The organism is Terriglobus sp. 2YAB30_2, assembly GCF_052114765.1.
Taxonomy (GTDB): Bacteria; Acidobacteriota; Terriglobia; order Terriglobales; family Acidobacteriaceae; genus Terriglobus.
The window spans coordinates 1-23223 of the sequence record NZ_JBFRFJ010000005.1; the positions used below are offsets into that span (position 1 = coordinate 1).

Sequence of the window (23223 nt, forward strand, 5' to 3'; positions counted from 1 at the left end):
AAACTCAGAACAAAGAGACACCCAACTCGCCCCTTGGACAGACTTCTACAACCAACAAAGACCTCATGCTAGCCTCAACCTACGCCCGCCCATCAGCAGGCTCCAGATGTCAACAACCTCTTGACCTCCTACAGGTGCCCCACCCTCACAACGTTAGGGTGGGTTCGGGATTACCCCAGAATTTCAGCAAACACGATTCGAGCTACGCTCGAACGGCCCATGTCCCCGAGGGGCACCACCCCAACGAACAAGTTCGTTGGGGACCCCGGACATGGGGCACCCGCTTTGTGGCTCAGCAGAACGAGTTAGCTGGCTCGCTGGGGACCTGAGGCGCTGGGAAGGATCTTCTTCTTTTTGCGGCTGAGGACGAAGGAGCGGCGCTTGCGGCGAATCTCGGACTTGGTATCGATCTTCTTCCAGAAGCCGACGAAGTAGTCCACGGCGGAGATGATCGAGACGATGGCCATCCAGTAGATTGCGGTGATGGCGACCAGGTGCCAGTCGAAGATGAAGCCGTAGATATTCCAGGTCTGCCAGCCATGGTTCATGATGGCGGCCGTAACGCTGACGATCTGGAGCACGGTCTTGAGCTTGCCGATCTCGCTGGCCTCGATGGTGAAACCCTCAGTGGAGGCGATGGAGCGCAGTCCGTTGACCAGAAATTCGCGGCCAATGACCAGGACGGCGATCCAGGCTTTCACGACGGAAGGCGTGTAGCTGACCAGACAGATGTATCCCGATGTGATCAGAAGTTTGTCTGCCAGAGGGTCGAGCAGTATGCCGAGCGTGGTGACCTGGCCTCGTCGCCGGGCGAGATAGCCGTCGACGCCATCGGTGATGGAGGCGAGGATGAAGATAATCGAGGCGGTGATCTCCTGCACACCAGGAAGGTCTTTCCAGGGAAAGACCGGAGACAACGCCCAGATGAGCAGCGGCACGCTGGCAATGCGGCTCATCGTGATGGAGTTCGGGAGATTCACGACAACCCTATTCTAGTCACTCGCCGGGGATTGCCGCCAAGCAAAACAGTGGATCGCAGGGTCCACTGTTTTGCCGGGAGAGACATCAGGCGTAGATGCCGCGCTGGCGGATGTTGTAGGCAACGCGATCGATAGCCAGCATGTAGGCTGCGAGGCGGTTGTTGACGTTGTGAGCCTGGGCATAGCGGACGACGTCCGCGAAGCTTTCGGCCATGGTTTTGTCGAGGCGGGCATTGACTTCTTCTTCCGTCCAGAAGAAGCCCATGCGGTCCTGGACCCATTCGAAGTAGCTGGTGGTGACACCGCCGGCATTGGCCATGATGTCAGGAATGACGAAGACTTTCTTGTCGGCGAGGATTTCGTCGGCGATGGGGGTGGTGGGGCCGTTGGCTCCCTCGCAGAGGATGCGGGCCTGGATCCGTTCGGCATTGCGGCTGGTGATGACGTTCTCGGTCGCTGCTGGAAGAAGGATGTCGGTCTTCCATGTGAGCAGTTCCAGAGGATCGATGGCTTCGGCCTCCTTGAATCCGACGACGGTGCCAGCCTGCTGCTTGTACTTCAGCAGGCCATGGATATCGATGCCGTTGGCGTTGTAGAGGCCGCCGTCGTGCTCGGCGATACCGATCACCTTGTAGCCCTTCTCAGAGAGCAGTTTGGCGGCGTTGGAGCCGACGTTGCCGAAACCCTGCACAATGACCTTGCAGCCTTCGCAGGCAATGCCAAGGTGCTTCAGCGCTTCATCGCAGACGACGCTGAGGCCGCGTCCGGTAGCGGCGGTGCGGCCGCGAGAGCCGCCGATGTTCACCGGCTTGCCGGTGACGACAGCGGTCACGGTCTGACGCATGTGCATAGAGTAGGTATCCATGATCCAGGCCATGGTCTGCTCGTTGGTGTTGATGTCCGGAGCGGGAATGTCCTTTTCAGGACCAATAAATTCGATCAGTTCCGCGGTAAAGCGTCGGGTGAGCCGTTCGAGCTCGCCCTGACTCATCTTGTGCGGGTCGCAGATAACGCCGCCTTTGGCGCCACCGAAGGGAATGTTGACGACGGCGCACTTCCAGGTCATCCAGCTTGCCAAGGCTCGCACCTCATCGAGAGAGACGTCCGGGGAGTAGCGGATACCGCCCTTGGCCGGGCCGCGGGCGACCGAGTGCTGTACACGGTAGCCGGTAAAGACTTCAATTTTCCCGTTGTCCATCAGAACGGGGAAATGGACGATGATCTCGCGGTTCGGCAGACGTAGAACTTTTTGTAGACCTTCTTCGAGCCCGAGTTTTTCTGCCGCTTCATTGAAGCGGGCTTCCTGCGCTGCCCAGGGGTTGGTTTCCTGGTCAAGCGTCAAAATTTCGTTCACCTGCATGTTTTTGTCCTTCATGGTTGTCGCTGTCAGCAGCGTCTCTCCGGCCGTCGTGCTGCCACGGTATAGGTCGGCAGCAGAACTGGTTTGACCAGACCGGTCGGTGGCCAAACCGCACGAGTATAGGACGCCAAAAACATGAACTGCAACACTACAAAGGTGGGATAAAAACGGTTGAATGGTTGGTTAGTTGAATAGTTGAATCGTGAGTTTCAGATCTTCCGGGCCGTTTGGGCTCACCATTCAACAATTCAACCATTCAACTTTTCTTCAATCCCCTCGTACCAGGTACTCGTCGGTGATGACGGCAACAAGGGCGGCGGTGGGGACGGCTACCAGGGCTCCGACGATGCCGGCGACGGCGGTGCCGCAGAGCAGCGCGACCAGGACGGTGATGCCCATCAGGTCGACGCTGGAGCGCATGATCCTAGGCACCAGCCAGGCATTCTCAACCTGGGAGTAGATGACGTAGAAGAGCAGGACGAGCAATGCCTTGGTCCAGGAATCGATCGCGGCAACGCAGAAGACAATGATGATGGTGATGAGATTGCCTGCCACCGGAATGATGTTGGTGATACCCATCAGGACACCCAGCAGCATGAAGTAGCGGACGTGCAGCGAGAAGAAGACGATGATGCTGTACACGCCCTGGATGGCCATGAGCGAGAGCTGGCCGATGAGCCAGCGGCTGACGCGCAACTCTGCTTTCTGCAGCGTCATATCCAGGCGAGTGCGGTAGATGGCCGGCACCATGGAGAGGAAGTAGCGGTAAACGGTATCGCCCTCAAGGATGAAGTACATCGTGAGGATGACCGCCATAATGATGTCGGCGATGCGGGCGATCCATTTCGGCAAGCCGGCGACGACATAACCCGCGGTCGCGGAGAGAACCTGCTCGACATGCTGCGTGACGGAGTCGATGCCAAGCCTGTCGGCCATGGGAATGCGCTTGACCTTGGCAATCGCTCCCGGAATCCGGGCCGGGAGATCCTCTGCGAACTGCTTCAGATCGGAGATGACCGGGGGAAGGCCGAGCCAGAAGAGCAGCGTCAGCAGGCCGAGGATGCCGATCATCAGAACGAGGACGGAGATGCCTTGGTTGGGGCTCCAGCTCCTGATCTTCCAGCGCATGATGGCGTGCACGACCGGCGTGAGCACGACAGCGAAGATGGCTGAGACGTAGAGAATCTCGAGCTGATGCATCAGCTTCCAGGCGAGGAAGCTGGCAAACATGACCAGGAAGGTAAAGAGAATATAGCCGCGAATCTCGCGGGAGCGGTCTTTCGGGGGATTGATGATGGGTGGTTCCACCAGGCGCAGGTCTCCGTGCTAACACAGTTTCGTCAAAGCATACGATGCGGAAACTGCGCCTGGCGCGTGAAGTTAGTGCCGGCGCAACTCCTCAATCAACCGTGCGACGGTCTCAGTCGGGGTGAGCGCCTCGGTTTCCACGATGATGTGGGCTGCGCGCTGGTATTGCGGACGACGCGCCTTGAAGCGGGCGGCGGCAGTATCTGGGTCCTTGAGGACAGGACGGATAGCAGCATCCGGCTGAAGCACGCAGCGATCGAAAAGGATCTCGAACGGCGCATCGAGGAAGACCGTGAGGGTGTTGGGCTTCTGTTCGAGGAGCAGGCGATTGGTGAGCGACTCCAACGCTCCACCACCAAGGGCGATGACAGCATTATGGCGGCCAAGTGCCGCGGCAAGAGCGCGGGTCTCAAGCTGCCGGAAGCCGGGCTCACCGTGCTGGGTGAAGAGCTCGGCGATGGTGGCGCCGTGCGTTGTTTCGATGATGTGATCGAGATCGCAGAACTCCCAGCCAAGCTCCTTGGCCAGGGCGCGGCCTACCGTCGATTTGCCGGCGCCCATATAGCCTGTCAGCACCACGCGCTCGGTCGTGGCGGCAATCCGTGATGGAGTTTGAGGTTGGGGTTTCTTTGCGCTTTCGACGGTCACCATTTCATTGTCCTCTTTTGTGGCTGGATTTGGAGTAAAACAAAAGCCGCGACCTTGGTGGGGTCGCGGCTCGGGTCTTGAAACTTGGGCTTTTCTGCTGGATTTAGGGTTCTATCCGTGGAACACGCGCCCGCGCTTCGCCTGAGCCGCTACTGGCCACCAGTAGCGGTAGGTAAAGCAAAAGCCGGGCTGGAATGCGCGCATCCGCATGTCAGTTGTAGAGAGTAGCCTCAGGCACGGGAAGTTGCAAGAAAAAGTTCCGGGTTCGGGGCAGATCCGGCCAAGGAAGATTTAACTGTTATGTTTTGTTTGAGTTAGAGGTGTTGAATGGTTCGTGCATAGCGCGAATGCCCACATCTCGGCGTAGCCGAGATATGGGGCACCCAGGTGGAGCTATCCCTAAATGGTTTCGCGGGGTTCGGTCATCTTTTGCGGGTCGAGGATCTCGGTGATCTGTTCGTCGGTCAGCAGTTCTTTTTCGCGGGCGAGGGAGAGGATGCCTTTGCCGCTTGCGATCGACTCCTTTACCAGTTCTGCCGCTTTGGCGTAGCCGATGTAGGGATTGAGCGCCGTCGCCAGTGAGACGGTGGACTCTGCATAGAAGGCGCAGCGATCTTCGTTGGCGGTGATGCCGGCGATACAGCGCTCATCGAACTCACGCAGCATATTAGTCAGGATCTGGATCGACTGCAGCGTGTTGTAGGTGATGGTGGGCATCATCACATTCAGTTCGAGCTGTCCTGCCTGTACGGCATAGCCAATGGCGGTGTCGTTCCCGATGACCTGAAAGGCGACCATGGCGGCAAGCTCTGCCAGTACCGGATTCACCTTGCCGGGCATGATGCTGGAGCCGGGCTGCAGTGCGGGAAGCTGAATCTCATTCAGGCCGGTGTTGGGGCCGCTGGCGAGCAGGCGCAGATCGTTGGAGATGCGGATGACCTCGAGAGCAAGCGTGCGCAGCGATCCCGAGAGGTCCGCCATCGGCGCACAGCTCTGCATGGCATAGCGCATATCGGGCGCGGGGCAGAGCGGCTGCCTGGTCAGTGTCGAGAGGTTCTGGATGGCCAGAGCGCGGTACTGCGGATGGGTGTTGAGCCCGGTGCCGACAGCCGAGCCTCCCAAACCAAGCTCCCGTAGGCTGGCCGAGGTGCGGCTGATCGTGCGGCAGGCGTGCGCGATAGCGAGACCATAGGCAGCGAACTCCTGTCCCAGACGGATCGGCGTTGCGTCCTGCATGTGCGTGCGGCCGGACTTGAGGACGTGATCAAACTGCTCTGCCTTCTTCGCAAAGGTGGCGGAGAGTGACTTCAGCACCGGGTAGATGTCCTCGAGAGCCAGCAGCGCGGAGAGGCGCATGGCCGTCGGAAAAACATCGTTGGTCGACTGGCCGTAATTGACGTGGTCGTTGGGATGCACCTTCTCGTAGCTGCCGAGCTTCGCGCCCAGGATCTGGTTGGCGCGGTTGGCGATCACCTCGTTGGTGTTCATGTGAAAGCTGACACCGGCACCGGCCTGGAAGACATCGATCACGAACTGGTCATGGTGTTTACCGTCGAGGATCTCCTTGGAGGCGGCCATGATGGCGTTGGCGCGTTCGGCGGTGACCGTGTTCAGGTCGCGATTGGCTTCAGCTGCTGCCATCTTGATGGCCGCGATGGCGCGGATCAGGGCGGGATGAGCGCGCATGCCGCTGATGGGAAAGTTGCGGATGGCGCGGGCAGTCTGCGCGCCGTAGAGGGCGTCGGCCGGAAGTTCGATGGCGCCGAGGGAGTCTTTTTCTGTACGGGTTTTCATGAGGGCTCAGCCGGTCCCTATTATCGCTTGCGGGCGTGCGAATACCCACATCTCGGCGCAGCCGAGGGACCACCCCAACGAGCGAGCTCGTTGGGGACCCCGGATATGGGGCACCCAGATCCGAGCCTCTACTTGGTGGAAAAGGCGTAGTCGAAGGTGTAGGAGTGTTTGCCGGCGCTGTCGATGGCGAGATGGAATGTGCCGTAGATCCCGGAGAGATCGCCGGTGCCTGAACCTGGGACGACGATGATCTTCAGGTCGTAAGGCTGGCCGGGGACCATGGTGCCGGAGTGCATGAGGGCGAAGCTGCCGATCCTGCCGCTGAGCTTGCCGGTGACGCGTTCAATGGCGACGTAACCGCCGACGCCGGCCTTCTGGTCTCCGGCGGCGAGCATCTCGCCCTTGGTGGTTGCCTCGAGATCGCCGTGGATTTGCTTGTCGATCGAGAGGGAGCTGATGGTAGGCTCCGGATCGTGTCCGGTGGGCGCGACCTTGACTTCGAAGGTGCCGGCGGCGTGATTCATGGCGGGAGATTGTCCTTGAACAAGAGTGGTGGAGAGCGAGAGGGCAGCGGCAAGCAGGAGTTTGCGCATAGTCAGTCCCTGGGAGATCCGGCGCAGCAGGTAACGGTTTCGCGGCTGCGCTGTGAGTACAACGATCTTATCCGAGCCGTAAAATGGATGCAGGAACCTATCCGATGGCCACGATCAAACAGGAAGACCTTATCCAGAGCGTTGCGGACGCGCTCCAGTACATCAGCTACTACCACCCGGTGGACTACATCAAGAACCTGGCTCGGGCGTATGAGTTGGAGGAGTCGGTTGCGGCCAAAGACGCAATGGCTCAGATCCTGATCAACAGCCGGATGTGCGCCGAGGGGCACCGTCCCATCTGCCAGGACACCGGCATTGTGACCGTTTTCCTGAAGATCGGTATGGGCGTGCAGTGGGAGGGCGCGACCATGGATGTGCAATCCATGTGCGACGAGGGTGTGCGCCGGGCTTATAACCATCCAGACAATCGCCTGCGCGCCAGCGTTCTCGCCGATCCGGCCTTTGGCCGCAAGAATACGAAGGACAACACGCCGGCGGTGGTGAATATCGAGCTGGTGCAGGGCGATAGTATCGACGTCATCGTTGCAGCCAAGGGCGGCGGCAGTGAGGCGAAGTCGAAGTTCGCCATGCTGAATCCGTCAGATTCGATTGTGGACTGGGTCGTGAAGACCGTGCCGTCGATGGGCGCTGGATGGTGCCCACCGGGCATGCTAGGTATCGGTATTGGCGGAACGGCGGAGAAGGCGATGCTGCTGGCCAAGCAGGCGCTGATGGAACCGATCGACATGCAGGAGCTGATCGCGCGCGGGCCGCAGGACAAGCTGGAAGAGATGCGTATCGAGCTTTACCGCAAGATCAATGCGCTGGGTATCGGTGCGCAGGGTCTGGGTGGCCTGACGACGGTGCTCGATATCAAGATCCTCGACTATCCGACGCACGCGGCCAATCTACCGGTGGCGATGATTCCCAACTGCGCAGCAACGCGCCATGCGCACTTTCATCTGGATGGCTCAGGACCGGCGCACATCGAGGCTCCATCGCTGGAAGACTGGCCGGAGCTGACGTACTCACCGGCGAATGCGCGCCGTGTCGATCTCGATACCGTGACCCGCGAAGAGGTCGCAACGTGGAAGCCGGGCGAAGTGCTGCTGCTGAACGGTAAGCTGCTGACCGGCCGCGATGCCGCACATAAGCGGATGATCGAGATGCTCAATAAGGGTGAGAAGCTGCCGGTCGACTTCACCGGACGCTTTATCTACTACGTTGGCCCGGTCGATCCCGTGCGCGAAGAGGTTGTCGGGCCGGCAGGTCCGACGACAGCGACGCGGATGGATAAGTTCACGCGCCAGATGCTGGAGCAGACAGGTCTGCTGGGCATGGTGGGTAAGAGCGAGCGTGGACCTGCGGCGATCGAGGCGATTCGCGATAACAAGGCTGTCTACCTGATGGCCGTTGGCGGAGCCGCGTATCTGGTCTCGAAGGCTATCAAGGCATCGCGTGTGCTGGCCTTTGAAGACCTGGGCATGGAGGCCATCTACGAGTTCACGGTGAGGGATATGCCGGTGACGGTGGCGGTGGATTCCAATGGTGTCAGTGTGCACGAGACCGGGCCGGCAGAGTGGAAGGCGAGGATTGCCGGGGAGTTTGAGGGAGTGGCGATTCTGCAGTAGGGGGTGTTGATCGGCGAATCATGGGTCTGTTCGACGCGTGGGGAGGCTCACAGCGACATTCCGTTCAGTTTTGCAGCTGATTTTCCCGATCCGGTTGCATCTTGCTCGCATGAAGAGTTCGAGAGCCGTGTGGTTGCCGGTTCTGACCAGTGCATTGTTGACGGCAAAGAGTTCTTCCTTCGTGGATTGATTGAGATCCCGATTCTTGGAGAGGAGGCTCCTTTCCTCTGGGGAGTTTGGGCGCTTCTCCGGGAAGGGGACTTCGATGAGATTTCGGACTGTTGGGAGGAAGAAGGCCGGGAGCATCGGCATGGGCCGTTCAAGGGAAGGCTCGCTAATAAGATGAGTATGGAACCCGATCCTTTCAACCTTCAGATCACGGTTCGCTTACAAGAAGTCGGTCAACGCCCTGTATTTTTTATTGATGACCCGGGTCATCCCTTGTTTCTTCAGCAAAAGAATGGGATATCGCTGCAAATGGCGAAGGAGATATCTTTCTTCGGTTTTGCATGGCCGAATCCTTACTTTTGACTAGGGGTACGAAATTCGAGGTGTCACCCTAGGTTCGCGCGTCGCGCGAATACCCATGTCCCTAAGGGGACATGGGGCACCCGGGATACGGGCTCACCGAGTTGTCATTACGGGTCCGGAAAGCGGTCCTTCGCCTGCGGCTCAGGATGACAACGGTTCAATGTGGTTTGTTAGAGAGGCCCGCCGGTGGCGGGCCTTTGTTGTTTTAGAACTTTGCCGGCTTGTCCCAGTCGGAGAAGACGTAGCTATCGAAGGGCTTGCGCTTGCGGGGAGAAAGCTCCTGATCCTTCATGCCGCCCTGCAGGGTATTCGCGTCGCCGAGGTAACCGAGGGCCCATACGGCGCCTACGTCGAAGTCCTCGGGGATTTGGAAGACCTCGCGGGCTTTCTTGTGGTCGAAGCCGCCCATACCGTGGGTGTGGATGCCGAGAGCGATGGCCTGCAGTGCTGCCGTGGCTGAGGCGGCGCCGGTGTCGTGCAGGTTGTGGTAGTCCGGATGGCCATTGGCGGTGAAGGTCTTCTTGGCGGCGGTGAGGTAGAGCACAGGAGCAGACTTTGCCCATCCCTGGTTGAACTCGACCAGCGTGGAATAGATCTTGTCGTAGGTGCTGTCGCCCTTGATGCCGACAATGAAGCGCCAGGGTTCTTCGCCGTAGGAGCTGGCCGCCCATCCGGCGGCGGTAAAGATCTTCTTCAGGTCTTCCGCGGCCACGGGCTTATCAGAGAAAGCGCGGGGGCTCCAGCGCTTGAGGATCAGGTCGAGAACCCCAGTCTCCGAGGGGCCGTGCTTGATGTGTTCGAGATCGGGCATTGTGCAGATGCTCCTTCGAGGTAGTGATGCCTTTGGGTTGGATGCGGCGGCTAATTCGACGTCGCAGCATCTTCTATAAGATTAAAGATATGGCCTCGACCGGGATTTTCGATGTACTGGTGATCGGAGCAGGTCCGACGGGTATGGCATGCGCGATTGAAGCGCAGCGTGCCGGCCTGAAGGCTGTGCTGGTGGACAAGGGTTGCCTGTGCAACTCGCTCTTTAACTATCCGGCACACATGACGTTCTTTACAACGCCGGAGCTGCTGGAGATCGGCAATATACCCTTCTCGAGTCCGAACCAGAAGCCGACGCGGAGCGAGGCACTGGAGTACTACCGCAAGGTCGCCGAGAACTATCGGTTGGACGTGCGGCAGTACGAGCGTGTCGACAAGGTAACCGGAAGCGATGGGCAGTTTGTCGTTCATACCGAAGATCGCTTTGGCCGTGTGTTGCAGCATCAGGCGAAGAAGATTGTGGTGGCCACCGGGTACTACGATCTGCCGAACTATCTCGGTCTCCCCGGGGAAGACCTTCCCAAGACCATGCACTATTACAACGAGCCGCATCCGTACTTCGGTCTCGATGTGGTGGTAATCGGCGGAAAGAACTCCGCGGCGATTGCCGCGCTGGATCTATGGCGTCACGGAGCACGTGTCACCCTGGTGCATCGCGGACCTGCGATGCATAGCCACGTGAAGTATTGGATTCTGCCTGACATCAACAACCGCATCAAGAACGGAGAGATCAAGGCGTACTTTTCGAGCGTGGTGAAGCAGATCGCAGAGGACACGGTGACCTTGACGACTCCTGAGGGCGAGACCACGATTGCGAATCACTTTGTCTTCGCTCTGACGGGGTATAGACCTGACTTCGAGTTTTTGGAGGCATTAGGTGTCAGGCTGGATGAGAACAACAGCCGATGCCCGGTGTGCGATCCGCAATCGTTGGAGTCGAACGTTCCGGGAGTCTATCTGGCCGGAGTCATTATCGCTGGTGAGCGCACCAACGAAGTGTTTATCGAAAACGGGCGTTTCCACGGAGCGCAGATTGCCCGAGATTTAACAAGCAAGCTCTCGTGAGGGAAAAGCTTTCCACGAAACCCGGACGGGTTTAGCCTTGGAACCATCTCATGCGCCGCATTTTGCCAAGAACGATCCAGGGGCAACTGATCTTTGGCACCATTGTGGTGCAGACTCTGCTGCTTGCCATCTTTTTGACCTATACGGTCTCCGCGCAGCGCTCTGTTACGCGGGAACGGGCTCGTCAGCGGCTGTTGCAGCAGGCGGAGCGTCTGGCAGGAGCGTGCAGTGTTCCGCTGAGCCAGGATCACATGGACGCGTTGAAGGAGATCCTGGAGACGGCGCGCATTACACCGACCATCGACGGAGCGCGTGTCACGGATCTGAGTGGCAGGACTCTGGCGGTATCCGAGTCGAACGCTGATGCGCCATTAAGCGCCGAAGAGCGACGCGAGTTGATGGGACCAGTGAAGGCGCGGCTGTTTATCACGGCCCAGGGGCGAACCGAGAGTGTTGCTCCGATCTTCGTCAGCGGGAAACCTGCAGGTCTGATCTGGCTGGAACCGAGCTCTTCCGCGCTTGCGAGCAATATCAGCATCATCGTCACGGGAGCGCTCTGGTACGGCGGTCTGGCGCTGCTCTCAAACCTTTTGCCGATCCTGCTGATTGTGCGCGGCGTGAGCCGGCCGCTGCGGAAGCTGCGTGAGGCGACCCAGCAGATCATCCGCGATCCTGAATCGAATGCAGGTTTTCCGTTGGTGGTGACCGCGTCCAACGAAGTAGGTGAGCTGACTCGCAGCTTCAACACCATGGTGCGTGAGCTGGAAGATCAGCGCTCGGGCTTATACGAGACGCTGGCGCTGCTGGATTCCATGCTGGGGAATGCGCCCATCGGTTTCGCGTTCTTCGACCAGAAGCTGCGATACGTGCGGTTGAACCAGTTTCTTGCGGATATCAATGGACTTCCGATCAATCGCCATCTCGGCCGAAGGATGACGGAAGTCTTTCCCGGACCGCTCTCCGAGCGGGTCGAGATGCTTCTCTCAACGGTTTTCGACTCGGGAGAGCCGGTGCGGGATATCGAGATGAAGGGAGAGCTGCCTAGCCTGCCGGGTGTGCAACGTTCCTGGATCTGCAACTGGTATCCCGTACGTACGCAGCAGGGTGTCGTGCGGTGGGTTGGTGTTGTGGTGATGGAGATCACGCAACGTCTGCAGTCAGAGGAGGCGCTGCGCAAGACAGAGAAGCTGGCCGCGGCAGGACGGCTTGCCGCAAGCATCGCACACGAGATCAACAATCCTCTGGAATCTGTGACGAATCTCCTGTACCTGCTGCAGACGCATCCGGAGCTTGATTCGATGGCGCGCGAGTATGTGTCCACGGCACAGGCTGAACTGGCGCGCGTCTCAGAGATCACGCAACAGACGCTGCGTTTCTACCGGCAGTCGACCTTTCCGGTGCAGACGCAGGTGGGTGAGGTGCTGGATTCAGTGCTGGCTCTGCATCACTCCAGGCTTGGCAGCGCGCGTATTACGGTGGAGCGCCAGTATGATCCCGCGGTGGCGCTCTTTGGTTTCAGCGGAGAGCTGCGTCAGTTGTTTGCCAACCTGATAGGGAATGCGATTGATGCGATGGTCGGTGGCGGCAGACTGATCGTGCGTGCCCGCTATGGCACGGGCCGTTCTCTCCGCGGCGGCTGGTGTGATGGCGTGCGCGTGACGGTGAGCGATACCGGAACGGGGATGAGTGAGGAGACGCAGCGTCGTCTCTTCGAGCCGTTCTACACTACCAAGGACGCTACCGGCACGGGACTCGGCCTGTGGGTGAGCGATGAGATTATCCGCAAGCACTCCGGCACCGCGCGCGTGAAGAGCCGGCAGGGTGAACAAGCAGGGACAACCTTCGCGATCTTCTTTCCGAAGGACGGACTCAACGGCGTACGGGCAACGCTATCCAATGACGCGGCGAAGGAAGCCGCGAATGCCTAACCACGTCAGCAGAACCAGGAAGAAGCACAGCATGCCCAGGATGGCAGCCGGATGCATGTGGGGCAGTGCAGGCGTAAGCGATGCGCGCAGACCTTCGCTCATATAGACGATCGGGTTGAAAAGCACGCCGTACTGCAGCCAGTGGATATGAGTGAGTGCAGCCCAGGGATAGTAGACACAGCCCAGGAAGGTGATGGGCATGACGACGACGCCGAAGATCAGACCGATCTGCTGCGGTTTCACGGTGGTGCCAATGGTGAGGCCCAGGGCTCCGGCGGTGAGCGAGGCGAGGATCAGCACCAGGATCAGCAGCGGCCAACTGGTAACGTGCGCCGAGACTGGTGTGCTGGGGATGTAGTAGGCCAGCGGGAAGACGATGCAGGCGGCAATGATGCTCTGCATGGCTGAGAAGACGATCTTCTCTATGGCAACCGCGCCGACCGGCAGCGGGCACATCACGCGATCGTCAATCTCACGCGTAACGCCGAACTCCTGCGCCAGCGGAAGAGCCACGGCAGCAATGCCGGAGAACATGATGGCCACAGCCATCAAGCCTGGGAGCAGTACGGTTGAAAAGCTGACACCCGTCCCCTCAGCCATGCCGGCGGTCGGGTTCATGGAGGAACCGCCGGCCATGTGCGGCATGATGTAGGTAAACACGAACAGGAAGAGGATCGGGTTCATACAGATGCGGATGAGGAAGGGAAACATCTCACGCCGCAGCACATGCAGGTCGCGGAGGAAGAGCCCGCGAAAGGCGTGAACGTATTGGGCAACATTGCTCGGCATGATTAATCTCTCAAATCGCGGCCCGTCAGGCGGATGAAGACGGTCTCGAGTGTGGGCTCGGTGATGGAGAGATCACGAAGACCGAAGGGATTGGCGGCGGTGACGATCTCCGGCAGAAGGCCATCGGAGGCTTTGGCAAGCACACGTATGCCGTTGGACGTGGTCTCGACGCTGGCGACGCCATTGAACGAACGAAGTTGTGTAGCGAGCGACTGTGCCTGTTCGACCTCACGCAGGTCGAGCTGATAGATCGTCTCTGCGCCGATGGAGCTCTTCAGGGCGGCAGGCGTGTTCTGCACGAGGATCTTCCCGTGGTCGATGATGGCGACTCGTCCGCAGAGCGCATCGGCTTCTTCCATGTAGTGCGTGGTGAGCACAACCGTGATGCCTTCGGTGTGCAGGCGGCGAACGATATCCCACATGGCGATACGCGATTGCGGATCGAGGCCGGCAGACGGCTCATCGAGGAAGAGCACCTTGGGGTGGTGTGCGATGGCACGGGCGATCTGCAGGCGCTGCGCCAGTCCTCCGGAGAGCTGCTGAGGATAAGCTTTGGTGCGTTCGCTCAGGTGGAACTGTTCCAGCAACTGGGAGGTGCGAGCTTTGGCTTCTGAGGAGGAAGCACCGAAGTAGCGGCAATGAAAGTAGATATTCTCGAAGACAGTGCAGGCCCGGTCGAGCGTGTTGTACTGCGGCACCACACCGATGTAGCGGCGAGCCTCGGAGGGATTGGCCACCACATCGATTCCGGCGATGCGGACGCTGCCTGCGGTCGGCAGGGCACGCGTCGTGCAGATGGAGATGGTGGTGGTTTTGCCGGCTCCATTGGGGCCGAGCAGGCCATAAATCTCTCCGGGACGGACGGAAAGGTCAATCCCATCGACGGCAGTGACGGCTTGCTTGCCGTCATATACCTTGCGCAGCGATTGAATCTCTACGATCACCACTACAAGTCTATTGCAGCACCTTTGTGCTCACGTGAACCCCATCCACGACCATATCGGTCGGATTGATGACAACGTTTTCGCCGGGCTTCAGGCCGGAGACGATCTCCACAGCGTTCCCCATATCGCGTCCCAGAACAAGGCTGCGCAGGCGAACGACATTGTCCTCCCCAACGACGAAGGTCTGTGGACCGGCGGTGCGGACAAAGAGAGCATTGGTGGGCAGCACGGTGGGTGGCTCGGCGCGTGGAGCGTCGAACTGAATGGTGGCGTACATACCCGGCAGAATCTTGCCATCATTCTTCAGGTCGATCTCGACCAGGATGGTGCGCGAGGTCGGATCGATGCTGGCGCTGGTGCGTGAGATGGAGCCAGGATACGGATGGCTCGGCAGCTCGCGGAAGGCGACACTTGCCGTCTTTGAGTTCATGACGGAGACGGCCTCAGCCTGCGGTACAGAGCTGAAGACGCGCACCGTATCGGAGCGGCCGACGGTAAACATCTGTGTCGTGTTAGTAGAGGAGCCGGAGGTGATCAGGGATCCATTGTCTATATTGCGCGAGAGGATAACGCCCTCGAACGGCGCGGTAACGCGTGAGAAGCTGAGCTGCTGCTGCAGGCTAAGCACGGTCGCTTCTGCGGCGGCGATGCTGGCTTTGGCTGCCTCCACGGTGGCCTGGTTGGCGGAGGCGGTGGCTCCGCGGGTATCGGCATCGAGTTTGCTGACGACGCCCTGGGCGAAGAGATCGCGCCAGCGGGCATCGTTAGCGTCCGCGAGCTTGGCGTTGGCCTCGGCGAGGGCAAGCTGTGCCTTGAGTTGCATGACGTTGGCCTGTGCCTGGCGCAGTGATTGCTCGGTGGTGGGGTCCTCGATCAGGGCGAGTAACTGGCCCTGGCGGACGTGGTCGCCGATGTCGACATAGCGGGCTTTGACATAGCCGTTGGTCCGAGCGAAGATCGCGGCCTGTTCAAAGGCCTGTACGGTGCCGGGAAGCTCCAGCTTGGTATCTTTGGCGCCGGTTTTGACCTTGGTGACGACCACGACTGGGGGGCCGGTGACAGCGTCGGCTTCGACCTTCAGAGCTTCGTTATGGCGCAGCCGGGGAAGGAAAACAACGACGGCTATGATGCCAAGCAGCAGGAAGAGTCCTATGACGGCGATATAGGGGCCGCGGGAGGAGCGTTCAGTCTGGGTATTCGCATTCATCTGCTTTGTTGTCTTCCTTACTCGGGAATCTCTTCGGCGTGCAGCTCTTTGATCTCCTGCTTGCGCAGCAGGCTATAGAAGATGGGAACGATCAGCAAGGTGGTGAAGGTGGCCACCAGCAGACCGCCGATAACGGCGCGGCCGAGCGGTGCATTCTGTTCGCCGCCCTCACCCATACCCAGCGACATGGGCAGCATGCCGATGATCATGGCCAGAGCGGTCATCATAACGGGACGAAGGCGGGTGAAGCCCGCGGAGCTTGCAGCCTGGATAGCGTTCATGCCGGCACGGCGTTGATCGTTGGCAAAGGTCACCATCAGGATGGAGTTGGCGGTCGCCACACCGACGCACATGATAGCGCCCATCAGCGATGGGACGCTGAAGGTGGTGCCGGTGACGAAGAGCATCCAGAGAATGCCGCAGGCGGCTCCGGGCAGCGCCATCAGGATGATGAAGGGATCAAGCCAGCTCTGGAAGTTGACAACCATCAGCAGATAGACCAGAAGCACGGCAAAGAACATGCCCAGGCCGAGTCCGACGAAGGAGTCGCGCATGCTCTTAACCTGCCCCCGGACGGTGATAGTGGCTCCCGGCGGCGCGAGCTTCTGGTACTTCTCGATGATCTTGTCGATCTCTTTCTCTACGCCGCCGAGATCGCGGCCCTCTGTTGTAGCGAATACGTCAAAGACCGGCTGCACGTTGTAGTGGTTGGTGATGGCCGGACTGGACCCATGCTGGAAGGTCGCAAGGTTCGAGAGTAGCTGAGGAGCAACGGTGCCGGAGCCGGAGGTGATGGGCATGCGTTGCAGCGTGTCGACTGAATCGAGTTGGTGTTGTGGAACCTGTACCTGGACGATGTAGTTCACGCCATTCTGCGGGTTCAGCCAGTAATTCGGCTGTGCGGTGCCGGAACCGGAGAGGGCGAAGAGCATGCTGTTGGCGACGTTCGCTTCAGTCATGCCCAGGTTCTGCGCACGCGTGCGATCGACGTTGACCAGCAACTGAGGAGAATAAAGAACCTGGTGGACGTGGACATCCACCGCGCCGGGAATCTTCGCGATCTCGGCGCGCATCTTCTGCGCGATCTCATAGTTGGGCAGCGTCTGGCGGCCGCTGATCTGTACATCGATCGGGGCAGGAAGACCGAAGTTCAGGATCTGGTTGACGATATCGGAGGCCTGAAAGTAGAAGACGGTGTCGGGGAAGCGCTCACGCAGTACCTTACGAAGCTTCTGCCGGTACTCTGCCGTGGGCCGGTGGTCTTCCTTCATCGAGACGATGACCTCGCCGTCCTGCACATCGGTCAGCGAGCTGTCGCCGAAGGCGAGATTGAAGCCGCCGCTGGGGATACCGATGTCATCGAGCACGGTATTCAGCTCGTCGGGAGGAATCACCTCACGAATCGTGCTTTCTACCTTGGCGAAGACCTGCTCCACCTCTTCAATGCGGGTTCCGGGAGCGGCACGGACGTGCAGGCGGAAGGTGCCGGCATCGACCTGCGGGAAGAAGTCTTCCCCGATGAAGGGGATAAGACAGAGGGTTCCGGCGATGAAGAGAGCGAACGATCCCAGCGTGAACTTCGGGTGGGTCAGCGTCCAGTCCAGCAGTGCATGGTAGCGGGAGCGCAGGCGCTCGAAGGAGGCGTTGAAGCGGAAGTGAATGCGCCAGATCGTGCCTGCGTTTGCCGGGGCTTCATGATGGCCGCCCTCTTCCATCTGCTGGTACATATCCACCTCGGAGGCGAGGAGGAACTTCACCATGGTCGGAACCAGCGTTCGCGAAAGCAGGTAAGAGGCCATCATGGCGAAGACCACGGCCATGCCCAGCGGCGTGAACAGCGACTTGGCCGCGCCGGAGAGGAAGGCTACGGGAACGAAGACGATGCAGATTGCTAGGGTGGAGACGAAGGCGGGCACAGCAATCTGCGCGGCGCCGTCCAGGATGGCGGGCTCGATCTCCTTGCCCAGGCCTAGGTTGCGATGGATGTTCTCAATCTCGACGGTGGCATCATCGACCAGGATGCCGACGGCAAGGCCAAGGCCGCCGAGGGTCATGGTGTTCAGGGTCTCGCCGAACATGTTGAGGATGATGATGGAGACCAGGATCGAGAGAGGGATCGAGATCGCGACGATGACGGTGGAGCGCCAACTTCCAAGGAAGAGCAGGATCATCAGCGCGGTCAGGCTGGCGGCGATGGCGGCTTCCTTGACGACACCCTCAAGGGCCGCCCGTACAAAGAGGGACTGATCGAGCAGCGGAATCACGTCCGGCGGAGGCGGTGGAAGGTTGGCGATGATGCGCGGCAGGGTCTCCTTCACGCGCTTGATGATGTCGAGCGTGGAGGCGTTGGTGGACTTCAGCACGGTGATCAGCGCGGCGCGTTTACCGTTAAGCCGAACGATGTTCTGCTGAATGGGCGATCCATTGTGGACAAAGGCCACATCGCGCATGTGCACCGTGGCTCCGTTGACCTGACGGATGGGGATGTCATTCAACTGATCCAAAATCAGAGGGCTGGCGTTGGTGCGCACGATGTAGTCGGTGGTGCCCACTTTGACGTCGCCTGCGGGCAGAATCAGGTTTTGTGCGGTGAGTGAGTTGACGACGTCGGTCGGTGAGAGGCCCTTGGAGAAGAGAGCCTGCAGGTCCAGGTCGACCATGATGCTGCGGGCTTTTCCGCCGTAGGGCGCGGGCACCTGGGCGCCCTGTACTGTGGCAAGCTGCGTACGCAGGAAGTTCAGGCCGATATCGTTCAGGTCGGCTTCCGTGAGGCGATCAGAGGAGAGGCCAAGCTGAAGAATGGGAACATTTGAGGCCGAGTAGCGCAGGATGAACGGAGCCTGGGTTCCCGGCGGCATGATGCGGAGGATGGCCTGGCTGCCGGCGGCGATCTGCGCCACGGCGGACTCAATCTTCGCTCCCGGCTGGAAGAAGATCTTGATGATGGAGATGCCGTTTACCGATTGCGACTCGATGTGTTCGATGTCATTGACGGTAGTGGTCATACTGCGCTCAGAGACGGTGGTGAAGCGTTTTTCCATCTCGTCTGGACTGGTGCCGTTGTACTGCCAGATGACCGTCACGACCGGGATATCGATCGTGGGAAAGATATCGATGCTCATGGTCGCGATGCTGACGATGCCCAGCACGAGGATCAAGACAGACATCACCACGAAGGTGTAGGGGCGACGCAGGGCTAGACGGACAATCCACATGGGAACACTTCAGCCTTAAACGAGCTTTTCGATATATTTTCCGGGACACTCCCATTGTAGAGCGCGCACGGTTCCGATTTCTGGATGATGTCTAGACGTTTTGGAGAGGCTAAGGGTCGCAGTTTCAGGGGGCCTAAATATCGGATATCCGAGCTGTATCCGAGCTGTATCCGAACTAGGACAAACGCCATAAATAATTCGAGTTACACGCTACGGGGCTAGAATGAGATATGGCGCGAGGGTGGGAGAGTAAATCCGTGGAAGATCAGCAGGCACAGACCGAAGCACCTAAACCGCAGGACCGGAAGATCGAAAAGGCGGCAGAAGCTGAGAAGGCCCGCCGGCGGAAGGAACTGGAGCTGCAACGCGAGCATATTCTGTCGCAACGCACATCCAGTCCCCACCGCAGAACCGCTCTGGAGACAGCTCTGGCCGATATCGAAGAGAAGCTGACCGAGCTTGGCTGGGCCATTCACCTCTAAGGCGGTAGCCGTCTACCTGGCGGCGGCGCCGGTGTGACGGTGGAAGTAGTAGGCGTTGCCTTGGTCGATGGTGGTCAGCACGATGGTATGAATGTTGACGTGTGCCGGCCGAGTGACCGCCCACAAAATGGCGTCGGCGATATCCTCGCCGGTGAGCGGCGTGATGTTCTGGTAGACCTTGGCCGCCGTTGCTTCATCCCCATGGAAACGCACCTTGCTGAACTCGGTTTCCACCATGCCAGGATCGATGGTGGTCACGCGGACCGGGGTTCCCAGCAGATCAATCTTCAATCCTTCTGAGATCGACTTTTCGGCCGCCTTGCTGGCGCAGTACACGCCGCCGTTGGCATAGGTGTTGTAGGAAGCGGTCGACCCTATATTGACGACGTGGCCGCGCTTCCGTGCCACCATGCCGGGGACGATCGCCCGGGTGACGTAGAGAAGGCCCTTCACGTTGGTATCGATCATCTCGTCCCAGTCGTCGGGGTTATTCTCGTACATCTTTCCCATGCCACGGGCGAGGCCGGCGTTGTTGACCAGGATGTCGATCGCGGTCCACTCGTCGGGCAGGTCAGCGATTGCCTGGTTGACGGCGGCGCGGTCGCTGACATCGAGCTGAAAGAGATGAATCGCTTCGGCTCCGGCGGAGAGCAGCTCTTCGCGCATGGCTTCCAGACGCTGGATACGGCGGGCGCAGAGCAGCAGGCGCGCTCCCTGCTGGGCGAAGGTAAGGGCGGTGGCTGCGCCGATGCCGGAGCTGGCGCCGGTAATGAAGACAATATTTCCGCGAACGGGCTGCATACTTTCACGCTAGCACGTCCGGAGACGGCATAGGCCACCCGAAGGCAGCCTATGCTTGTGTCGTTGTTTGAGTTACGGCCCAGGGCGTGTCATCCAATTCGTGTCAGTCAGCGCCGGGAGCAGATTTTTCTGAGATCGAGGAATGAGGAGAGAACTGTAGCTGGCCTACTGGAACGACGAGTGACAAAGAGATCGGGAAAATCTGCCCCGGCCCTTCGGGTTGCGGCGAAAAATTGGTCCATACTTCGTTGTCGGCCTCGACTGTGGACCCGCCACAGCCTTCGGCCTCCGCCTTGCCTGGACCAATTTTCGCTCGCAACGCTGACGACAGGAATTGGATGGCACGCCCTAGTGCTGGTTGGCCGGAGGAGTAGAGGTTCCAGTAGTTTGCGTGGGGGCGGAGGTACCGGTGTTGGTAGCAACACCGGCGCCGGAGTTCTCGGAATCCTTCACGCCGATGGCTGCGCCGGAGACGACCAGCTCTACGCGCCGGTTCTGTTGGCGGCCCTGGGCGGTTGTGTTCTCCGCCACAGGGCGAGTCTTACCAAAGCCCTTGGCGGTGACGTTGTCCTGCGGAACACCTTCAGTGGTCAGGAAGCCGGCGACGGTGCCGGCGCGGTTTTCGCTGAGCTTCTGGTTGTAGTCATCGCCGCCGACGGAGTCGGTGTGGCCTTCGACCTGAACCTTCAGCGATGGATAGGCCATCAGGATGCCGGAGACCTTTGCGAGGGCCACCTTGGTGTCAGGCTTCAACGTGTACTTGCCGGTGTCAAAGAGGACATCGGACATGTTGACGATCAAACCACGGGCGGATTCCTGGGTTGTGAGGACCGAGTTCAACTGCTGACGTAGCTTTTCGCGCGCCTCGGCCGCGGACTGTTGTGCGCTTGCTGCAGCCTGCTGTGCGCTTGCAGCAGCCTGGGCGGCCTCAGCCTCGCGGGCGCGGGCTTTGGCGGCTTCCGCTTCAGCACGAGCACGCTGAGCTGCTTCAGCTTCTGCGGCTGCCTGAGAGTTCGCTGCCTGTAACTCGGCTGCCTTCCGGGCATCGATCTCAGCCTGCTGCTGTTCGGCTGCAATCTTTCGCAGCGTGCTGACACGAGCATCTTCCGAGCGTTGGACCGCTTCACGGGCAAAGGTCACTTCCTGTTTGCGGTCGCCGTGTTTGTTCTGATCGAACGAGTCGGCATTGTCGAGGTTCTGCTTCACCTGTCCCATGATCTGGGGTTCGTATTTGTCAGCGCCGGCGTTGATGGCGATGCGATAAGCATTGTGCGCTTCATATAGCTCCAGAGGGCTCTTCTCATCGCGAGTGATCGGCTTCATCACGGTCTTCGATCCGTTGGTCTGAGAGACGTACTGGCCGCGCGGCAGCAGCGTGTAGTGGGCGTTCACCTTTTCCGTAACGCCGTTGGTCTTGTTTTCGATGATGTGATTTTCGAGGACAACCACGTCCGAGGGCACTCTGACGGCAAAGTAAGGTTCTGCAGTGATCATCAGGCCGAAGCTCTGCAGGCCGGTAGTGACGGAGATGTTGACGTCATTGCCCGAGGGCAGAAGTTCGCCGAGGTTCTCCGGATGGCCGTCGGGTGTAATGGCCCAAAGCACATAGGTCAGGTATTCCGGACCGAAGCCATTCGCGGGGGGAAGGTGATCCATTTTCGCGTCGATGGTCATGCGGCCCTTGTCACTCTTCACGACGGCTTTGCCTTTGGCATTGGCCAGAAGCGGTGTGCCCATCAGCTCAAGCGTTGTGGAGCCGCTACGGTGCATGTAATTGACGGCATCGAGGTCACGCTGGACGACGCTAACGCGATAGAGGGGAACGCCGTTGTATTCGCCGTCGAGGTGTGCGCCGCCCGTTCGTGACTGAGCGGCAGGCGTATTCGTGGGGTTGGGCTCCTGTGCTGCGGCAAGAGGCAGACCGGCCGCGGCGAGCAGGGTTGCATAGAATGTGTACCGGGAAATGACGTACATGGTCTCGCTCCTTCATTGCTCTCTGTGCCGCCTTCCTGAACGCGGTGTTGATGAGGGGCCTCAGAGCACCGGGGCGCTACGAAACTCCGGTGTGCACTGATGGGATGCGGTGAAAAATGCGAAGGCTGTCCATTTGTGAAGCTGGGAATGGATCCAGGTTTTTTATTGAATTGAGGCAACCTTAGAGCGAGCCACTATTCTTGTTGCCCCATTCTTTGCGAAGCAAAGGGTGGGGTATCGCGCTCCGCGCCACCGTTTTCGCGCGGCTCAAGAATGAGATCGTCTCGGGACCTGAAGATTGATGCCCAAACAGTGAAGGCCGGGCCCATGTCCCCTAGGGACATGGGGCACCCGATGCATGGGTATCTCGAGTTTGGTGATATGTCCTAGTTGTCGGCCTGAACCAGCTTGTGCGAGATCGCGAAGAGAGCGAGCTCCAGGCGCGTGGAGACACCGGTCTTATCGAAGACATTCGATAGATGGCGCTTTACGGTCTCTTCGCTGATGGAGAACTGCTTCGCGATGTCCTTGTTGCTGCAGCCTTCGACGATACAGGAGACAACCTCGAGTTCACGCGGTGTCAGGCCATAGGTCTTGCGTTCCGGCTGGGCGGCGGCTTTCTGCATCAGGTCATGGAGTGCCTTGACGAGGTTGACGACCCGTTCGCCGCCGATCCAGTAGTCGCCTCCGGCGACCGCACGAACGGCCTGCGACAGATCTCCGGCAACAGAGTCTTTAAGGACGATGCCGCGTGCCCCGATCTGCAACGCTTCAATGAGCTGCTGCGTGGTGATAGCGCTGGTGAGAAGGACGATCTTGACGCCGGGCGAACGGCTCATGATCGCTCGCATGGTCTCCAGGCCGGGAAGCCGCGGCATCTGCAGATCAAGCAGAAGGATGTCAGGCTCGTGTTCCAGCGTCTGGGTGATGGCGATGTCTCCATCTTCCGCCTCGCCCACAACGTCAAATCCATGTTCGGGTGCGAGCATGTTGCGGACGCCGAAGCGCACGACTGGATGATCGTCGGCGATTACGATACGGACCGGAAGTCCGGAGTGCCCGATACTGTGCGCCCCAGACTTCGAGGTAACTGCTTTCATCTGTAATTCCTCCGGTCTGGAGAGGGATTGATACGGCGATTGGCC

Annotated in this window: 20 protein-coding genes; 6 read left to right on the forward strand and 14 right to left on the reverse strand. The window is 59.5% G+C overall.

What is annotated here, in order from left to right:
• The coding region (locus AB4Y89_RS09330; RefSeq protein WP_442300934.1) for an integrase core domain-containing protein at window positions 1-124 on the forward strand (124 nt) is incomplete at its 5' end.
• A 181-nt stretch (window positions 125-305) separates the two neighbouring features.
• Here AB4Y89_RS09330 and pgsA read toward each other — a convergent pair.
• From pgsA to AB4Y89_RS09360, 6 genes are all read right to left on the reverse strand, one after another.
• Complete coding sequence (gene pgsA / locus AB4Y89_RS09335; protein ID WP_442300650.1) at window positions 306-980, reverse strand: CDP-diacylglycerol--glycerol-3-phosphate 3-phosphatidyltransferase; 675 nt, start codon at window positions 978-980, stop codon at window positions 306-308.
• 85 nt (window positions 981-1065) lie between these two features.
• Window positions 1066-2340 (reverse strand): Glu/Leu/Phe/Val family dehydrogenase, encoded by a 1275-nt coding sequence (locus tag AB4Y89_RS09340; RefSeq protein ID WP_442300651.1) that lies wholly within the window; start codon window positions 2338-2340, stop codon window positions 1066-1068.
• Window positions 2341-2607: 267 nt separating this feature from the next.
• Window positions 2608-3648, reverse strand: coding sequence for an AI-2E family transporter (locus tag AB4Y89_RS09345; protein WP_442300652.1), 1041 nt, complete (start codon window positions 3646-3648; stop codon window positions 2608-2610).
• 72 nt (window positions 3649-3720) lie between these two features.
• Window positions 3721-4299, reverse strand: a complete 579-nt coding sequence (locus tag AB4Y89_RS09350; RefSeq protein ID WP_442300653.1) for a shikimate kinase — start codon at window positions 4297-4299, stop codon at window positions 3721-3723.
• A gap of 396 nt (window positions 4300-4695) precedes the next feature.
• Entirely contained in the window at window positions 4696-6090 is a 1395-nt protein-coding gene (locus AB4Y89_RS09355; protein ID WP_442300654.1) for an aspartate ammonia-lyase, read from the reverse strand.
• A 128-nt stretch (window positions 6091-6218) separates the two neighbouring features.
• Window positions 6219-6683: a DUF3224 domain-containing protein gene (locus tag AB4Y89_RS09360; protein ID WP_442300655.1), complete on the reverse strand. Its 465-nt coding sequence runs from the start codon at window positions 6681-6683 to the stop codon at window positions 6219-6221.
• Window positions 6684-6787: 104 nt separating this feature from the next.
• Between AB4Y89_RS09360 and AB4Y89_RS09365 the strand changes: the two genes are divergently transcribed.
• Window positions 6788-8314: a fumarate hydratase gene (locus AB4Y89_RS09365; protein WP_442300656.1), complete on the forward strand. Its 1527-nt coding sequence runs from the start codon at window positions 6788-6790 to the stop codon at window positions 8312-8314.
• A gap of 6 nt (window positions 8315-8320) precedes the next feature.
• Window positions 8321-8845, forward strand: coding sequence for a DUF2199 domain-containing protein (locus AB4Y89_RS09370; RefSeq protein WP_442300657.1), 525 nt, complete (start codon window positions 8321-8323; stop codon window positions 8843-8845).
• 205 nt (window positions 8846-9050) lie between these two features.
• Here AB4Y89_RS09370 and AB4Y89_RS09375 read toward each other — a convergent pair whose 3' ends face one another.
• Window positions 9051-9656: a nitroreductase family protein gene (locus AB4Y89_RS09375; RefSeq protein ID WP_442300658.1), complete on the reverse strand. Its 606-nt coding sequence runs from the start codon at window positions 9654-9656 to the stop codon at window positions 9051-9053.
• 89 nt (window positions 9657-9745) lie between these two features.
• On the opposite strand from AB4Y89_RS09375, the gene AB4Y89_RS09380 reads away from it, so the two are divergent.
• Both AB4Y89_RS09380 and AB4Y89_RS09385 read left to right on the forward strand, forming a co-directional pair.
• Window positions 9746-10738: a YpdA family putative bacillithiol disulfide reductase gene (locus AB4Y89_RS09380; protein WP_442300659.1), complete on the forward strand. Its 993-nt coding sequence runs from the start codon at window positions 9746-9748 to the stop codon at window positions 10736-10738.
• A 50-nt stretch (window positions 10739-10788) separates the two neighbouring features.
• The gene (locus AB4Y89_RS09385; RefSeq protein ID WP_442300660.1) at window positions 10789-12666 is read left to right on the forward strand and encodes a sensor histidine kinase; all 1878 of its coding nucleotides are present in this window, start codon (window positions 10789-10791) and stop codon (window positions 12664-12666) included.
• On the opposite strand, the gene AB4Y89_RS09390 is transcribed toward AB4Y89_RS09385, so the two are convergent.
• Genes AB4Y89_RS09390 through AB4Y89_RS09405 form a run of 4 tightly spaced genes read right to left on the reverse strand, consistent with a single transcriptional unit; the run spans window position 12628 to window position 18821 of the window.
• Window positions 12628-13455 carry an ABC transporter permease gene (locus AB4Y89_RS09390; protein WP_442300661.1) on the reverse strand — a complete coding sequence of 276 codons (828 nt, stop codon included), beginning with the start codon at window positions 13453-13455 and terminating at the stop codon, window positions 12628-12630. The genes AB4Y89_RS09385 and AB4Y89_RS09390 overlap by 39 nt on opposite strands.
• 2 nt (window positions 13456-13457) lie before the next feature.
• Complete coding sequence (locus AB4Y89_RS09395; protein ID WP_442300935.1) at window positions 13458-14399, reverse strand: ATP-binding cassette domain-containing protein; 942 nt, start codon at window positions 14397-14399, stop codon at window positions 13458-13460.
• Window positions 14400-14409: 10 nt separating this feature from the next.
• Window positions 14410-15606, reverse strand: coding sequence for an efflux RND transporter periplasmic adaptor subunit (locus tag AB4Y89_RS09400; protein WP_442300662.1), 1197 nt, complete (start codon window positions 15604-15606; stop codon window positions 14410-14412).
• A 17-nt stretch (window positions 15607-15623) separates the two neighbouring features.
• Window positions 15624-18821: an efflux RND transporter permease subunit gene (locus tag AB4Y89_RS09405; protein ID WP_442300663.1), complete on the reverse strand. Its 3198-nt coding sequence runs from the start codon at window positions 18819-18821 to the stop codon at window positions 15624-15626.
• Between the two features lie 230 nt (window positions 18822-19051).
• Here AB4Y89_RS09405 and AB4Y89_RS09410 point away from each other — a divergent pair, with 230 nt between their 5' ends.
• Complete coding sequence (locus tag AB4Y89_RS09410; protein WP_442300664.1) at window positions 19052-19303, forward strand: hypothetical protein; 252 nt, start codon at window positions 19052-19054, stop codon at window positions 19301-19303.
• A gap of 12 nt (window positions 19304-19315) precedes the next feature.
• Here AB4Y89_RS09410 and AB4Y89_RS09415 read toward each other — a convergent pair whose 3' ends face one another.
• The 3 genes from AB4Y89_RS09415 to AB4Y89_RS09425 all read right to left on the reverse strand — a co-directional run bounded on the left by AB4Y89_RS09415 (window position 19316) and on the right by AB4Y89_RS09425 (window position 23178).
• A complete protein-coding gene (locus AB4Y89_RS09415; RefSeq protein WP_442300665.1) occupies window positions 19316-20104 on the reverse strand; it encodes an SDR family NAD(P)-dependent oxidoreductase in 789 nt (262 codons plus the stop codon).
• Between the two features lie 348 nt (window positions 20105-20452).
• A complete protein-coding gene (locus AB4Y89_RS09420; protein ID WP_442300666.1) occupies window positions 20453-22078 on the reverse strand; it encodes an OmpA family protein in 1626 nt (541 codons plus the stop codon).
• Between the two features lie 386 nt (window positions 22079-22464).
• The gene (locus tag AB4Y89_RS09425) at window positions 22465-23178 is read right to left on the reverse strand and encodes a response regulator (RefSeq protein ID WP_442300667.1); all 714 of its coding nucleotides are present in this window, start codon (window positions 23176-23178) and stop codon (window positions 22465-22467) included.
• Between the last annotated feature and the right edge of the window lie 45 nt (window positions 23179-23223).

Excerpts from the sequence above, each read along its gene's own strand:
- AB4Y89_RS09340 (WP_442300651.1), bottom strand. The coding sequence starts at position 2,340 with ATGCAGGTGAACGAAATTTTGACGCTTGACCAGGAAACCAACCCCTGG.
- AB4Y89_RS09350 (WP_442300653.1), bottom strand. The coding sequence starts at position 4,299 with ATGGTGACCGTCGAAAGCGCAAAGAAACCCCAACCTCAAACTCCATCA.
- AB4Y89_RS09355 (WP_442300654.1), bottom strand. The coding sequence starts at position 6,090 with ATGAAAACCCGTACAGAAAAAGACTCCCTCGGCGCCATCGAACTTCCG.
- AB4Y89_RS09360 (WP_442300655.1), bottom strand. The coding sequence starts at position 6,683 with ATGCGCAAACTCCTGCTTGCCGCTGCCCTCTCGCTCTCCACCACTCTT.
- AB4Y89_RS09365 (WP_442300656.1), top strand. The coding sequence starts at position 6,788 with ATGGCCACGATCAAACAGGAAGACCTTATCCAGAGCGTTGCGGACGCG.
- AB4Y89_RS09375 (WP_442300658.1), bottom strand. The coding sequence starts at position 9,656 with ATGCCCGATCTCGAACACATCAAGCACGGCCCCTCGGAGACTGGGGTT.
- AB4Y89_RS09380 (WP_442300659.1), top strand. The coding sequence starts at position 9,746 with ATGGCCTCGACCGGGATTTTCGATGTACTGGTGATCGGAGCAGGTCCG.
- AB4Y89_RS09385 (WP_442300660.1), top strand. The coding sequence starts at position 10,789 with ATGCGCCGCATTTTGCCAAGAACGATCCAGGGGCAACTGATCTTTGGC.
- AB4Y89_RS09390 (WP_442300661.1), bottom strand. The coding sequence starts at position 13,455 with ATGCCGAGCAATGTTGCCCAATACGTTCACGCCTTTCGCGGGCTCTTC.
- AB4Y89_RS09400 (WP_442300662.1), bottom strand. The coding sequence starts at position 15,606 with ATGAATGCGAATACCCAGACTGAACGCTCCTCCCGCGGCCCCTATATC.
- AB4Y89_RS09405 (WP_442300663.1), bottom strand. The coding sequence starts at position 18,821 with ATGTGGATTGTCCGTCTAGCCCTGCGTCGCCCCTACACCTTCGTGGTG.
- AB4Y89_RS09410 (WP_442300664.1), top strand. The coding sequence starts at position 19,052 with ATGGCGCGAGGGTGGGAGAGTAAATCCGTGGAAGATCAGCAGGCACAG.
- AB4Y89_RS09415 (WP_442300665.1), bottom strand. The coding sequence starts at position 20,104 with ATGCAGCCCGTTCGCGGAAATATTGTCTTCATTACCGGCGCCAGCTCC.
- AB4Y89_RS09420 (WP_442300666.1), bottom strand. The coding sequence starts at position 22,078 with ATGTACGTCATTTCCCGGTACACATTCTATGCAACCCTGCTCGCCGCG.
- AB4Y89_RS09425 (WP_442300667.1), bottom strand. The coding sequence starts at position 23,178 with ATGAAAGCAGTTACCTCGAAGTCTGGGGCGCACAGTATCGGGCACTCC.